The organism is Lamprocystis purpurea DSM 4197, from assembly GCF_000379525.1.
GTDB classification, from domain to species: domain Bacteria; phylum Pseudomonadota; class Gammaproteobacteria; order Chromatiales; family Chromatiaceae; genus Thiodictyon; species Thiodictyon purpureum.
Map to the genome: position 1 here is coordinate 71,920 of NZ_KB902375.1, position 13,862 is coordinate 85,781.

Here is a 13,862-nt window from a genome sequence, read left to right on the forward strand (position 1 = left end):
GCGCCCAGCACGGTATGCGATTGCAGCGCGCGGACTTTCGTTTCGACCTGCCGCCCGAACTGATTGCCCAGCGCCCGCCGCCGGAACGCGGCGCGTCTCGGCTACTGGTCCTGGACGAGAGCGCTAGGCCGCGGGATCGGCAGTTCGCCGACCTGCCGGGCCTGCTGCGCCCTGGTGACCTCCTGGTGTTCAACAATACCCGAGTGATGCGCGCCCGGCTGTTCGGCCGCAAGGACACCGGCGGCGCGGTCGAGGTGTTGGTGGAACGGCTGCTCGCGCCGGATCTGGCCCTGGCCCATGCCCGCGCCGCCAAATCACCCAAGCCCGGCCGGCTGATCCTGCTGGCGGGCGGCGGGCGTCTGGAGGTGGTGGCGCGCGACGGGGCGCTGTTCCGGCTGCGCACCCTGGACGCGCCCTTCAAGGACCTGATGGAAACCCAGGGCCATATCCCCCTGCCCCCTTACATCGCGCGCCCGGACGACACGGCCGATGCGGAGCGCTACCAGACCGTTTTCGGGACATGCGAAGGGGCCGTGGCCGCCCCCACCGCGGGTCTGCATTTCGATCAGGCGATGCTGGAGCGTCTGGCGGCGCTGGGCGTGGCGCGCGCCGAGGTCACGCTGCATGTCGGGGCCGGCACCTTCCAGCCCGTCCGGGTGGATGACCTGGATCAGCATCCGATGCACGCGGAGTGGCTGGAGGTGAACGAGAGGGTTTGCGAACAGGTCGCCGCCACCCGGGCGGCGGGCGGGCGCATCATCGCGGTGGGCACCACCAGCGTGCGCAGTTTGGAGAGCGCTGCTGCCGTCGGCGGCGATGCGGACACCCTGCGCCCCTTCCGCGGCGACAGCCGACTCTTCATCCGCCCCGGCTACCGCTTCCGCGTGGTGGATGCCATGATCACCAATTTCCACCTGCCCGAGTCCACCCTGTTGATGCTGGTGTGCGCCTTCTGCGGCCATGAACCCATGCTCGCCGCCTACCGCCATGCGGTGACCGAGGGCTACCGCTTTTTCAGCTATGGCGATGCGATGTTTCTGACGCGGCGGGACTAAAGCGATTCCCGGCAACTTCTCGTTCCCACGCTCCAGCGTGGGAATGCCGTCCCGCCGCTCCAGCGGCCGGTGGCGCCACGCGACGCCGGTGCGTCCCCCGTCCCACCGCGGTTGATGGGGCGTACCCCGCCCGGCTTGAGAACGTCGCGCAACGACCCTGTGGGAGCGGCGTCCCGCCGCGATGGGGCCGGGCGTGTCACCGCAGCGTCCGAGGTCACCGCGGCAACGCAGCGCGGCGGGACGCCGCTCCCACGGGGGACATTCATCGTCCGGGGTGGCTGATGTTCCTTCCATGGCCGTAAGCCGGGCCAAGGCCACGCAGGCGCGAGGTCGACCGGAAAAACCCGATCAAACAGACGCGCTGAAGGCGGGATAGCTCAGCGCAACCTGCGCCAGCGGCTTGGCCGCGCCGGCCGGGCTGTAAACGGCGTACCGGGCGAGTTCCGCGGCGGGGAGCCGGCCGATGATCCGTTCGATCTCGGTGAGGCGGACGCCCTGCCGGACCAGATAGCAGATGTAGGTGTGGCGCAAGGCCGCCGCGTCCACCTCGGCGGGATGCGCCAGCCCGGCGTCGTGGGCCAGGAGTCCGATACGGGCCAGGAGTCCGGCCGCCCCGCCCTCCGCGGGGTCGTCGATCCAGAGCGGCACCGGCCGGTGTCCGGCAAACAGCGCCGCCAGGGCCGGGCTCAGGCGGATGACCCGCCCGTCTCCCGGCGCCTGCACCGTGCCGGCCGCCAGGTCGATGGCGCGCGCCTCGAGCATCACGCATTCCGCGGGCGTGATCCCGGACAGGACCAGGCCCATCAACTGGCGCGTCGCCGCGTCCGCCAGTGCGAGCAGGGCGCGAACCTCGCCCGCCAGGAGTTCGCGTCGACCGACGCCCGGCAGGCTCAAGGGCGCGTCATCCGCCGGGATCGTCCCCTGGTCCTGATCCTGGTCTTGAGACAGCAAGGCACCCGCCGCGGCGGCGCCTCCACCGACCGGCAACCGGGAGTCGCCGGCGAACACCCGGACCCCGGTGACCGGCAGTTGCTCATCCGCGGTGCGCTCACGCCGGGTCAGAAACTCCATGAGCAGCACGGCCAGCAAAGCGGTCAGACCCGCGACCGCCAGGTTGTAACTGAAATCGCGCCAATAGTCGGGCTGGAAGGGTCGGCTGGGGACATAGGCGGGTTCCAGCACCTTGACCTGCGCGTATTGGGCCGGCGCCTTGGTCTTGACCTCCACCAGGCGTTGTTCCAGGCCGCGATGCAGTTCGTCGATTTGCTCCAGGTCCTTCTTGAGCGTTTCGTAGCGGGCGAAACGGGCGGTGAACTGTGATGCCGCGGCCCGCTGGACCGCCAGTTCCTGCTCCAGCACGCGGCTCTGGCGCCGCGCCCGCTCCACCTCACGGGTCAGGGTGGAGCGCAGGAAGTCACGCCCCTTGACGCGCTGCTCCTTGATCCGCGCCTCCAACTGGCTCAATTGGAGCGGCAGTTCCTTCAGGGTCGGCTCACTCTCCAGATAGAGCTTGGTGTACCGCTGCGCCAGGCCCGCGAGTTGCGCACGCAGTTTCGCGGCCTCGGTCTCCAGTTGCTCCAGGGTGCCCTGCTCGGCGGGCGGGACGACCGGCTCGCCGCGGTCGATGGCTTCTTCCAGGGCCGCGCGTTGGGACTCGGCCTTGAGCTGCTCGGCCCGGGCCGTTTCGAGATCCTTGGTGAGGGCCTTGAGACGCGCCAGCGCCTGATTGCCGTCCCGCTCCATGGTGTCGATGCCGTGCTCCAGGCGATACCGGTCCAGGGTCGCGGCCTGCTCGCGCTTTTGGGCATCGAGTCGCGCATATTCGTCCTGTAGTCGGGCCAGGGTTCCGTCCACGTCCCGCTCGACCTGCGCCTGGCGCCGCTCCAGATACGCCTGCGTCCAGGCGTTCACCAGGACCGCGAGTTGCCGCGGATCGCTGCCGGTCGCGCTCAGCGCCACCAGATTGGTGCCGGGCGTGGGCTGCACGGCGAGATGTGCACGCAGCGCCTCGGGATCAAGAGCGCCGGTTTCGGGGGCGATGCGCGCGGCCCGCTCCAGGGTCTCCTGCAAGAGGTCCTGGGCCAGCAGGATGCGGCCCTGAACCGCCAGATTTTGCGGATCGGCACCGACTGCGCCGGCACTGTAGCCGATTCCCTCCGGCACCTCGATCAGCACGGTTGCCGTCGCCCGGTACAGGGCCGGTCGGGTGAAGTTCCATGCCGACCCGCCCGCCAGAACCAGGAGCAACACCAGCGCGAACAGTCTGAAGCGCGCGGCCTGACGCAGCGGTTGACGCACGGTCGCGGGTCCCGGCGACCGTGACAGGATTTCCACCTGGGGCGGCGGTGCGCCGCCGCGAACCTCAGACTGGAGCGATGTGTCGCGGCGACGGGGCTGCACGGGCGGTCCTCCAGGGTCGCGTGACGCGGTCGGCGGTCGGCCCGATCCGCAGATCAGGTCCCTTGGTGATAGGCCGGGCTGAGTTCATGCACCGCGGCGACCATGGCCCCGGCGTGCTCGGGGTTGACGTCCGGGGTGATGCCATGACCCAGATTGAACACATGCCCGGTGCCGTGACCATAGCTCGCCAGTACCGCCGCCACCTCCTCACGAATGCGCTCGGGTGAGGCATAGAGCACGCAGGGATCGAGATTCCCCTGCAGCGCGACCCGGCCGCCAACCGCGCGGCGAGCATCGGCCAGGTCGGTGGTCCAATCCACTCCCAAGGCGTCGCAGCCGGTCTGCGACATGCGGTCCAGCCACTGGCCGCCGTTCTTGGTGAAGAGCACCACCGGCACCCGCCGCCCCTCGGCCTCGCGGGTCAGACCGGCCACCACCCGCTGCATATAGGCCAACGAGAATTCCTGATACTTGGCCGGGGTCAGGGCGCCGCCCCAGGTGTCGAAAATCATCACCGCCTGAGCACCGCGGGCGATCTGGGCGTTGAGATACACGGCGACCGCGTCGGCGACCTTGGCCAGCAGACTGTGCAGCAACTCCGGCCGGTCATACATCATGCCCTTGGTGTGCGCATAGTTCTTGGTCCCGCCGCCCTCCACCATGTAGGTGGCCAGGGTCCAGGGACTGCCGGAGAAGCCGATCAGCGGCACCCGGCCGTGCAGTTCCCGGCGGATCAGGCTCACCGCGTCCATCACATAGCGCAGCCCATCCTCCGGATCCGGCACCGCGATCCGCTCCACGTCCGCGGCCGAGCGCACCGGGCGCTCGAACCGCGGCCCTTCACCCTCACCGAAAGAGAGTCCGAGACCCATCGCATCGGGGATGGTGAGGATGTCGGAGAACAGGATGGCGGCATCGAGCGGGAAGCGCTCCAGGGGCTGGAGCGTGACCTCGCAGGCCAGTTCCGGATTCATGCATAGTTGCATGAAGCTGCCGGCCTTGGCGCGGGTCGCGCGGTACTCGGGCAGGTAGCGTCCGGCCTGGCGCATCATCCACACGGGGGTGTAGTCCACGGGCTCGCGCAGCAGGGCGCGCAGAAAGGTATCGTTCTTGAGCTGAGTCACGGTGCTGGGGCTTCCAGGTCGGGGGTTGAGCGACGATCGCAATGGCATGGATGCGCAGGATACACCAGGGCGGCCCTCGGACCCCAGACAAGGCGCGTCACGGATTGTTCAACCCCGGTCGCGCATGGTTAAATTCGCGCTTCACCGTTACCTGTAGAGTGACCAGAGAGACCGAGATGAAAAGGCACATTGCGCAACCGACGATCGCCGCCTTCCTGTTCGCCGCCGGGGGCGCGGCGCCGGCCCTGGGCTCACCCTCCCCGGCGAGCATCACCGTTGCGGATGTGGTTCAGGCCGAAACGCGCTGGGGCGAGGCCATCATCGCCATCGGCAAAGCCTATACCGATCATCAGGATTACAAAGCAGTGGCCGCGCAGGCGGTCGATACCCTCTACGGCTATGATGAGGGTCCGGTGCTGTTCAAGCCGACCAAGGCGGCGGAAAAGGAGTTCCGGCTGACCGAAGAGGACGCCCTTTCCTATTTCGTCTGCGGCTGTGTTCCCGAGGATCACGGCTTCGCCCTGCAGCCCTGGTCGAAAATTCGCTTCGAGAACTCCGGCATCATCTTCGACGGCGACTCCGCGACGGCCATGGGCGATTATTTCTTCACGGACGCCAACACCGGTAAGGAGGTCAAGGTCGACTTCACCTTCGAGTACTTCAAGGGTCCGGATGGCAATCTGTTGATCAGCGTACATCACTCGTCCTTCCCTTATCACCCGGAGCATTGACCGGACGGGCTGGCCCGGCCTGGCCGTCACACTGATCCAGGCGCCTATCGCCGCACCGGCCTTGGTCATCGTTCCGGCCACTCAAGGTAGAGGCTTTACCTTGAAAGTCGCGCAGCGACCCCGTGGGAGCGGCGTCCCGCCGCGATGGGGCCGGGCGCGTAACCCGACCGTTCGGGGTGACCGCGGCATCCATCGCGGCGGGACGCCGCTCCCACGAGGACATTCACGCGCAACGGCTTGACGTACGATGCCGAGCCTTGCCGTAGAATGCGGCCATGGACGTTTCAAATATTCTCGACCCACTCAACGACGCCCAGCGCGCGGCGGTCTCCGCCGCGGCGGGCACCCGCCTGGTGCTGGCCGGCGCCGGCAGCGGCAAGACCCGGGTGCTGGTGCACCGCATCGCCTGGCTGATCAAGGTGGAGCAAGTGCCGCCCTGGTCGCTGCTGGCGGTCACCTTCACCAACAAGGCGGCACGTGAGATGCGCACCCGCATCGAAGAGATGCTGGACCACCCGGTAGGCGGTATGTGGGTGGGGACCTTCCACGGGCTCGCCCACCGCTTCCTGCGTGCCCACTGGCAGGACGCGGGTTTGCCCCAGCACTTCCAGATCCTCGACGGGGACGACCAGTTCCGGCTGATCCGGCGCATCCTGAAGGCGCTGGAACTCGATGAGTCCAACTGGCCGCCCCGTCAGGTCCAGAGTTTCATCAACAAGCAGAAGGACGAGGGCTTGCGCCCGGATCATCTCGACACGGCCGGCGATTTTTACCTGCAAAAGATGACAACGCTGTACCGCGAGTACGAGCAGGCACGCACCCGCGGCGGACTGCTGGACTTCGCCGACCTGCTGCTGTGCGCCCATGAGCTGCTGCGCGACCGTAAAGACATCCTGCACCACTATCAGACGCGCTTCAGCCACATCCTGGTGGACGAGTTCCAGGACACCAACGCCATTCAGTACGCCTGGCTGCGGCTGCTCTCCGGCAGCAACGATAACCTGTTCGCCGTGGGAGATGACGATCAGTCCATCTATGGCTGGCGCGGCGCGCGGGTGGAGAACATCCAGTTGTTCCAGCGCGACTATCCGCAGGCCCAACTGGTGCGCCTGGAGCAGAACTACCGTTCCACCGGGACTATTCTCAAGGCGGCCAACGCACTCATCGCCCACAACCCGACGCGACTGGGCAAGAACCTGTGGACCGAGGATGGCGAGGGCGAGCCGATTCGTCACTATGCCGCCTTCAACGAGGTGGACGAGGCGCGTTTCGTGGTGGAGCGCATCCGCGGCCTCACCACCGAACAGGGCTATCGCCGGTCCGAGTGCGCCATCCTCTACCGCACCACGGCGCAGTCGCGGCTGTTCGAGGAGGCGCTGATCAACCGCCAGATCCCCTACCGGGTTTACGGCGGCCTGCGGTTCTTCGAACGCGCCGAGATCCGCGACACCCTGGCCTATCTGCGCCTCCTGAACAACCCGGACGACGACGGCGCCTTCGAGCGGGTCATCAACACCCCCACCCGCGGCATCGGCGAACGCACCCTGGAACTGCTGCGCGAGCAGGCGCGCGGCGCCCAGGTCTCACTCTGGCAGGCCGCGCTCGACACCATCGCCGCCGTCGCCCTGGGTCCGCGTGCAACCACGGCCCTGGCGCGCTTCGTCGACCTGATTCGCCAACAGACCGCGGCGACCGCGGAGCTGGATCTGGCGGAAACCACCACCAGCGTCATCAAGGCCGCCGAGCTCGCGGACTTTTATCTGAAAGCCAAGGATGGCAAGGGTCAGGACCGGGTGGAAAACCTGGACCAGTTGGTGGAAACCGCCGGGCGCTTCCGGTTGGAACTGGAGGACACGCAAACCGACCCGCTCGGCGCCTTCCTCGCCCATGCCGCGCTGGAGGCCGGCGAGGCCCAGGCCGACCCGTTCGAGGATGGGGTCCAGCTCATGACCCTGCACAGTGCCAAGGGTCTGGAGTTCCCGATCGTCTTCCTGGTGGGTCTGGAGGAAGGGCTTTTTCCGCATAGCATGTCCGCCGAGGATCCGGCGCGGCTGGAAGAGGAACGGCGGCTGTGCTATGTCGGCATGACGCGCGCCATGCACCAACTCTTTGTCACCCATGCCGAAACACGACGACTCTATGGACGCGAGGGCTATCCCATGGCCTCGCGCTTCCTGCGCGAGGTGCCGCCGGAGTTGATGGAAGAGGTTCGCGGCGGGGGCGTCTCCCGTCCGGCCGCGGCCGCCGCCAACCCCTTCGGGTCTGCTCCGGCGGCAAAGGCGGTGGAGACCGGCGGCTTTCGTTTAGGTCAGCGGGTGCTGCACCCCAAGTTCGGCGAGGGCGTGGTGCTGAGCGCCGAAGGCCAGGGTGCACAGGCGCGCATCCAGATCAACTTCAAGGAAGTCGGAGCCAAATGGCTGGTGTTGGCCTATGCACGACTGGAGGCCGTCGGGTGAAGCGGCGGACGGTCCGCACAGCGGACCCTACGGTAACACCTTCATCTGTAGGGTCCGCTGTGCGGACCGACGACCGTGCAGATCGCGCGGTGGCCGGGTTCATGACCAAGGCCGGGCGGCTCATGCCCAAATTGCATCGCTTCTCCGATGACGACAACGACAAGCACCATGGAAAAGCAACACAAAACCTTATCGATGACGCTGCTGATGACCCCGGATATGGCCAACTTCTCCGGCCATGTCCACGGCGGTGCGACCCTGCGGCTGCTGGATCAGGTCGCCTATGCCTGCGCCGCGCGCTACTCCAATAACTATGTGGTGACGCTGTCCGTGGATCAGGTTTTCTTTCGCCAGGCGGTGCATGTCGGCGACTTGGTGACCTTCCTGGCCTCCATCAACTACACGGGCAATACCTCGATGGAAGTCGGCATCCGGGTCATGGCCGAGGACATCATCCGCAAGACCAGCCGCCATGCGATGACCTGCTACTTCACCATGGTCGCGGTCGATGATCAGGGCAAACCCGTGCCTGTCCCGCCGCTCGCCATCGAGACGCCAAATGAGCGGCGGCGTTACGAGAGCGCGGTCTCAAGGCGCGCGTTCCGGCGTGAAATCGAGCGGCGCCACAACGAGATCCGGCAACTGCACCGCAGTGCGGCCGGTGAGCCGGAACAAGAGTCCACCTAGAACCACGCATCGGCTAGACACGTTTATTAGAATTCGTTGTTCGATATTTGTGACTCATTACCCAGGAGCCCCGCATGACACTGGAGCAACGCACCGATCGTTTTTTATCCACACTGTTTCGTTGGGTCGAGAAGGGCGTCCTGCTGCTGGTCGGCGGACTGTCGTTTCTCGCGATCGTGCAACTCGTGATGGCCATCGCGCACAACGGCCAGATCAAGCTCGAAGACGTGCTGCTGATCTTCATCTTTATCGAGATCATGGCCATGGCGAACGTCTATTTCATACGCCATGCGGTACCCTTCACCTACCCGATGTTCATCGCGGTGACGGCGCTGTCCCGACTCATCGTCCTGCAAGGCAAGAATATCGAACCGGAAACCCTGCTGTTCGAAGGCGGCGCTATCCTCTTGGTGAGCATTGCCATCCTCATCGTACGCTATAGCCAGCGTTACAGCCTCGATTCACTCGAAGACTGCAAACACTCCGACACCAAGGAAGACGGCCTGGGCTGATCGATCACCTGCGCACCTGATATCCAGACCTGGCCTTGAGCGGAGGGGCGGGTTTGAAACCCGCCCCTACGTCCGGTTGCGAACCTGTGCGGGAGGTCATGGCTGCAACGAATTCGCGCGGTTTAGCGCTGCCCCTGGCTGCCGAGCGACTGCCGCTGCGCCTGCAACTGATCCAGCCGGCGCCGCTGGGCAAGGATGGTGTCGTTGTAATTGTTGTATGTGGCGTCGATCTGTTGATTCATCGCCGCCTGCCAGGCGGACGGGTTGGGATCCTCGGTTCCTTGGGCGAGTTGTTGACGCAGCGCCGCCACCCGTGCATCCCGCTCGGTCTGCTGATTGGTGATCTGCTGCTCCAGATTCAGGATCTCGGAGTCAAGCACCGCCGCTTGCGCCACCGCCCCGGCCTGGGCCTCCGCGGCCTGGGCCGCAAAGGCCGCATCTTCGCCTTGCGCGGCATCAGGCCGCGAATAGTCGATCTTCACGGTTTGCTCGGTGCCGACACAGGGCTCATCAGAGAAGGTCACCTTGCCGCCCTGATGGCATTCGTAGACTTGGACCGCCGCCTCTTCGGCGGCCGGCTGGCCCGCCAGCAAGGCCGCGAGAACGCCGGGACACACCCTAAGCAACCAACGGGTATCACTCGATAAACGCATGATTCAGCTCCTCGGTCAATGGATTTCGAATCTGCCGGTAGGTCCGCCATGCCGGACCGGCTAACGGCCATGGAAGGAAAATCAAGCCACCCCGGAAGATGAAAGTCCCCCGTGGGAGCGGCGTCCCGCCGCGATGCGGTGCTGCGGTGACCCCGAACGCTGCGTTTCGCGCCCGACCCCATCGCGGCGGGACGCCGCTCCCACGGGGTCGCTGCGCGACTTTCACGGTAAAGCCTCGACCTCCAGTGGCCGGAACGTTGACCAAGGCCGTGTCGCGGCTAGCCGTTCCTGCCGCCCCCCGCGGAGAGCGCCTCGAGGTACGTCAACTCCTCGGGGTCGAACCCGGCGAGCGCCCGATCCGCCAGATTGAACGGGCCACGGACCGGACCCGTCAAGTGGGTCGCGATGAGGTCGAAATAGGCCGGCAGCGGCGCAAGTCCGCGCTGTTCGCACAGGTAGCGGAACCACCGGGTGCCCGCCGCGACATGACCGACCTCCTCGCGCAGAATGATCGCGAGATGGTCCGCGGTCTGCTGATCACCCACCGCACGCAGCCGCGCGATCATGCCCGGGGTGACATCCAGGCCGCGCGCTTCCAGTACCCGCGGGACCAGCGCCATCCGGGCCAGCGGATCATGGGCCGTGCGCCGCGCCATCTCCCACAGACCATCATGGGCCGGAAAGTCCCCATAGTCATGACCCAGATCGCGCAGGCGCCCGCGCATCAGGCCGAAATGCTGCGCCTCCTGCGCCGCGACCCGCACCCAATCGTCATAGTATGCGGACGGCAGATCCCGAAAACGCTGCACCGCATCCCAGGCCAGGTTGATGGCGTTGAACTCGATATGCGCGACGGCATGGATCAGCGCGGCACGCCCCCGCGGGCTGCTGAGCTTACGCCCGGTCAACTGGTGCGGAGCAACCAACTCCGGCCGCGCGGGCCGCCCCGGAACCTCACCCACCGGACCGGCGGTGTCGGCGTCGAGACCGAGTTGACCCGCGGCCCAGGCCACTGCGATCTGGGCGGTCAGGTCCTGTTTACGTGCGGGATCGGGCTCTGCCAGACAGCGCGCCGCCGCATCAAACAGGCCCGGAGCGGGATTCGGCCGCGTCGCCGTCGAGCGCATCGCGCCGGCCTGCATTGGCTCAGACACCAGGGTCCGCCACGGGATGACCGCCGGGGACCGGCGGCAGCCCCGCGCCGGGCGGCGCCTGCCCCAGGGTCGCCGTCACCCGATCGCGCAGATAGACCGGCCGCGCCAGTTCCGCCGCGACCACCCGTCCGGCCCGGACCTCGACTGCGGCGATGCGGGCGATGTCCTCGGCCTCGCAGACACCGTCGGCCGCCACGGCCATGAGACCCGTGCCGATCCGCTGTTCGAGAACCGCCCGATAGACGCCCCAGCCGGAGCCGACCCCGCACCAGCCGGCTCCTGCCGGCACCGGCACGCACCCCGGCAGGACGACCTGCTCCGCACCGCCGGCGACGACCGACGCATCCTCAGCGACTTCGAAGGCGCCCCAGTACAGCTCCCCCATCCGCGCGTCCAGCGCCGCCAGGATGCGCCGGCGGCCGGTCCGGCGGTATTCGCCGAGCGCCATGGCGGCCAGGGTCGAGACCGGGACCGTCGGGCAACCGGCACCGAAGGCCGCCCCCTGGGCGACCGCGACCGCGATGCGCACCCCGGTAAAGGAGCCGGGGCCACGACCAAAGGCGATGGCGTCAAGCGCGCTGAGCGCGATCCCGGTCGACTCCAGCAATGACTCCATCATCGGCAAGAGCAACTCCCCATGCCGACGCGGCGCCGGCTCCCGGCGCTGTTCGATGACACCGTCGATGAACAGCGCGACCGAGCAGAGATCACCGGAGGTATCGAGTGCGAGCAATTTCATGATGATCCGGGCATCCTGGGAGAAATCGTCAGCGACCGGCCGGCGGCCGGGAACGCTTCACCAATAAGTGAAATCACTATCCGATCACGCCTTCCTGAAAATTGAAACACAGGGTGTCCTCCGGGAACTGGATGAAATTGCCCTGAATGTAGTCAACCCCGCTGGACCAGATCCGCCCGATGACCTCCGGATCTTCGATTCCCGCGGCGATGACCCGCGCCCCCCGCTGGTGCAGCGCCTGCACCAATAACCGCAGACGGGCACCCGTTTCACGCCTGGCCAACGTGTGGGCCAACTTGACACTACCGATCGGCCGACGGGCAATCAGTCCGAGCACATCCTCACTGTCGGTGACACCCGCCAGACAGACCTCGATCCTCAATCGGCCGAGTTCCGGAAACAGGAGCCGTGCCTGATCCTCGTCGGCGAGCAGATCGCGGGCATTGAACTCCAGCACCGGACGCTGATGGATCAGATCCAGGCGCAGGATCTCATCGCGTACCCCCTGCAGCCAACCGGGCTCCGCCAGACTCGCGGCGCACTGATGAATCATCAAGCGCGTGCGCCGACCGGCGTCGCGCTCCTGCCGCAGTGTTTGCAGGGCCTTCGACAACACCCAGCGATCCAGGTCCGGGAGCAGTCCGCAACGCCTCGCGACCGGGAGAAAGGTGAGTGGCGGGATAATATCGCCTTGGGGCGTCCGCAGCCGCAGCAGCACCTCATAGCGCTCCTGATGGGCCTTGCGCAGGGACAGTATCGGTTGGTAGACCAACTCGAATCCAGACCCGGCCAGTGCCCGCTGCAGCAACCGCAACAGCGGCGCGTCACCGAACTCGCCGCCGCTCATCGCCGGGTCATCCAGCGTCCGGTGGACCAGGACCCGGTCGCCGCCAGCCCGCTGTGCCGCTTCACAGGCTGACTGGGCGCGCGACAGCAAGGTCAGTGCATTGTCCACCGATGGGAGGAGCGAGCCGATACCAATACTCAGGGAGATCCGCGCGACGCCGGCTCGCGGAGGCACCACCAGGGCACCGGCAGCCTGCTGGATCGCCTCGGCCAAGGTGACTACGGCGCTGTTGGATGCACACCTCACCCACAGCAGAAGCTCCCCGTCGCTCCGGCAGGCACCGCGCTGTGCCGTCCCCGCGGTGGAGCGAATCAAGTCGGTGACCAGCGGGCGCAGCGGCCCCGCATCCGTCTCCCCGGCCGCCCCCAGCACCGGGGAGCCGTCGACCCGGATGCAGAATACGGCCTGACCCGAGCCTGTCACCGGATGGGCGAGAATCGCGTGATCGAGCCGTTTGATCAGTTGCGTCCGGCTCAACAATAACCGGTCCCGAGCGGCCCCGGTCGCTGACGCCGCCTGGCTTAAGACCTGCTCGAGCCGCCGCCGGACCGTGGCCAGCAAATGATCGTAGTCGAGTGGCCGCGCCAGGTAATCGTCTTCGCCCAGATGCAGCACCTCGCCGTGGTGCTCCGGGGACGCCTCCGCCGAGAGAAAAACAATCGGCAGTTCATCGACTGCCGGATGGGCCCGGATCGCGGCCGTGAGATCCTGATGATCGTCTTGATGCAGATTGAGATCCAGCAGGATCAGATCGCAGGGAGCACGTTCCAGGGCCGGGATCACCTGATGCAGATCCGACGCCTGTTCCACCAGCACACCGCCGCGCCGCAAGGTCGCGACGATCTCAAGACGCTCCGGGGTCAGTGCGTCGACCACCAACACCCGTCCCGGCCTTGGCCGCTCCGTGGTCATCAGCGCGACCACCTGCTCGGCAATGCGCGCACCATCCCATGGCGCGGCGACGGTCATCACCGCGTCCGGACACTGGTCGATGCCGCGTTCCACCGGCGGTGCGGCCCCGACCAGACAGACCAGATGTGGACGCCGCCCCGTGCCCTTCTCCAGCCGGTCCAGGATCGCTTTCACCGACCGCCCCGGCCGCAGGATACCAGGCTCCAGCACGAGGACCGGCACCGGTCGGCTGCCGGCCGCGAGCATCAGACCGGCCAGCGTCCGCACCGCGCGCAGCGCGATCGACCGCTCGCCGAGGTGATCGCGCAGCGTGCGCAACACCGTCAGGTCGACACCAAAATAGAAGACCGTCTCACCGATGAAAGCATTGGTATCGGGCATCGTCATCCAAGACCACAAAACTTGCCGACAGCGGCGCGCCGTCACCGTCAGGCGGAAGACAGACAGAGCTGAAATGATAGGCCGCGATCAGAGCCGACGCCAGCCATACCCCCGCAAGACGCGATTGACGCCGGTCCATATTCAATCTGGTCGGTCCACCCGGTCAGGGCCATAATGCCCGCTCAGACACTGGACTCAACCGGAGCCATCC

Annotated in this window: 11 protein-coding genes; 5 read left to right on the top strand and 6 right to left on the bottom strand. The window is 66.8% G+C overall.

Going from position 1 to position 13,862, the window contains the following annotated elements:
• Positions 1-14: 14 nt before the first annotated feature.
• Complete coding sequence (gene queA / locus A39O_RS0103850; RefSeq protein ID WP_020503387.1) at positions 15-1,055, top strand: tRNA preQ1(34) S-adenosylmethionine ribosyltransferase-isomerase QueA; 1,041 nt, start codon at positions 15-17, stop codon at positions 1,053-1,055.
• A gap of 348 nt (positions 1,056-1,403) precedes the next feature.
• Here the strand turns inward: queA and A39O_RS0103855 are convergent, their stop codons facing one another.
• Together A39O_RS0103855 and hemE are read right to left on the bottom strand one after the other, a co-directional pair.
• A complete protein-coding gene (locus tag A39O_RS0103855) occupies positions 1,404-3,455 on the bottom strand; it encodes a GumC family protein (RefSeq protein ID WP_083924503.1) in 2,052 nt (683 codons plus the stop codon).
• Positions 3,456-3,508: 53 nt separating this feature from the next.
• The gene (gene hemE, locus A39O_RS0103860; RefSeq protein WP_020503389.1) at positions 3,509-4,579 is read right to left on the bottom strand and encodes a uroporphyrinogen decarboxylase; all 1,071 of its coding nucleotides are present in this window, start codon (positions 4,577-4,579) and stop codon (positions 3,509-3,511) included.
• A gap of 176 nt (positions 4,580-4,755) precedes the next feature.
• Between hemE and A39O_RS0103865 the strand changes: the two genes are divergently transcribed.
• From A39O_RS0103865 to A39O_RS0103880, 4 genes are all read left to right on the top strand, one after another.
• Positions 4,756-5,310 carry a hypothetical protein gene (locus A39O_RS0103865; protein ID WP_020503390.1) on the top strand — a complete coding sequence of 185 codons (555 nt, stop codon included), beginning with the start codon at positions 4,756-4,758 and terminating at the stop codon, positions 5,308-5,310.
• A 275-nt stretch (positions 5,311-5,585) separates the two neighbouring features.
• Entirely contained in the window at positions 5,586-7,766 is a 2,181-nt protein-coding gene (gene uvrD, locus A39O_RS0103870; protein ID WP_020503391.1) for a DNA helicase II, read from the top strand.
• 168 nt (positions 7,767-7,934) lie between these two features.
• Complete coding sequence (locus A39O_RS31870; RefSeq protein ID WP_020503392.1) at positions 7,935-8,453, top strand: acyl-CoA thioesterase; 519 nt, start codon at positions 7,935-7,937, stop codon at positions 8,451-8,453.
• Positions 8,454-8,527: 74 nt separating this feature from the next.
• The gene (locus tag A39O_RS0103880; protein WP_020503393.1) at positions 8,528-8,965 is read left to right on the top strand and encodes a phosphate-starvation-inducible PsiE family protein; all 438 of its coding nucleotides are present in this window, start codon (positions 8,528-8,530) and stop codon (positions 8,963-8,965) included.
• A gap of 122 nt (positions 8,966-9,087) precedes the next feature.
• On the opposite strand, the gene A39O_RS0103885 is transcribed toward A39O_RS0103880, so the two are convergent.
• The 4 genes from A39O_RS0103885 to A39O_RS0103900 form a co-directional block, all read right to left on the bottom strand.
• A complete protein-coding gene (locus A39O_RS0103885; protein WP_157639601.1) occupies positions 9,088-9,618 on the bottom strand; it encodes a DUF4124 domain-containing protein in 531 nt (176 codons plus the stop codon).
• 278 nt (positions 9,619-9,896) lie between these two features.
• Positions 9,897-10,760, bottom strand: a complete 864-nt coding sequence (locus A39O_RS0103890) for a ferritin-like domain-containing protein (protein ID WP_020503395.1) — start codon at positions 10,758-10,760, stop codon at positions 9,897-9,899.
• A 4-nt stretch (positions 10,761-10,764) separates the two neighbouring features.
• Positions 10,765-11,511, bottom strand: coding sequence for a tRNA (adenosine(37)-N6)-threonylcarbamoyltransferase complex dimerization subunit type 1 TsaB (gene tsaB, locus A39O_RS0103895; RefSeq protein WP_020503396.1), 747 nt, complete (start codon positions 11,509-11,511; stop codon positions 10,765-10,767).
• A 76-nt stretch (positions 11,512-11,587) separates the two neighbouring features.
• Positions 11,588-13,657, bottom strand: coding sequence for an EAL domain-containing protein (locus A39O_RS0103900; RefSeq protein WP_085954681.1), 2,070 nt, complete (start codon positions 13,655-13,657; stop codon positions 11,588-11,590).
• Positions 13,658-13,862 lie beyond the last annotated feature (205 nt).

Excerpts from the sequence above, each read along its gene's own strand:
- A39O_RS0103900 (WP_085954681.1), bottom strand. The coding sequence starts at position 13,657 with ATGACGATGCCCGATACCAATGCTTTCATCGGTGAGACGGTCTTCTAT.
- A39O_RS0103890 (WP_020503395.1), bottom strand. The coding sequence starts at position 10,760 with ATGCAGGCCGGCGCGATGCGCTCGACGGCGACGCGGCCGAATCCCGCT.
- queA (WP_020503387.1), top strand. The coding sequence starts at position 15 with ATGCGATTGCAGCGCGCGGACTTTCGTTTCGACCTGCCGCCCGAACTG.
- A39O_RS31870 (WP_020503392.1), top strand. The coding sequence starts at position 7,935 with ATGGAAAAGCAACACAAAACCTTATCGATGACGCTGCTGATGACCCCG.
- A39O_RS0103865 (WP_020503390.1), top strand. The coding sequence starts at position 4,756 with ATGAAAAGGCACATTGCGCAACCGACGATCGCCGCCTTCCTGTTCGCC.
- uvrD (WP_020503391.1), top strand. The coding sequence starts at position 5,586 with ATGGACGTTTCAAATATTCTCGACCCACTCAACGACGCCCAGCGCGCG.
- A39O_RS0103885 (WP_157639601.1), bottom strand. The coding sequence starts at position 9,618 with ATGCGTTTATCGAGTGATACCCGTTGGTTGCTTAGGGTGTGTCCCGGC.
- tsaB (WP_020503396.1), bottom strand. The coding sequence starts at position 11,511 with ATGAAATTGCTCGCACTCGATACCTCCGGTGATCTCTGCTCGGTCGCG.
- A39O_RS0103880 (WP_020503393.1), top strand. The coding sequence starts at position 8,528 with ATGACACTGGAGCAACGCACCGATCGTTTTTTATCCACACTGTTTCGT.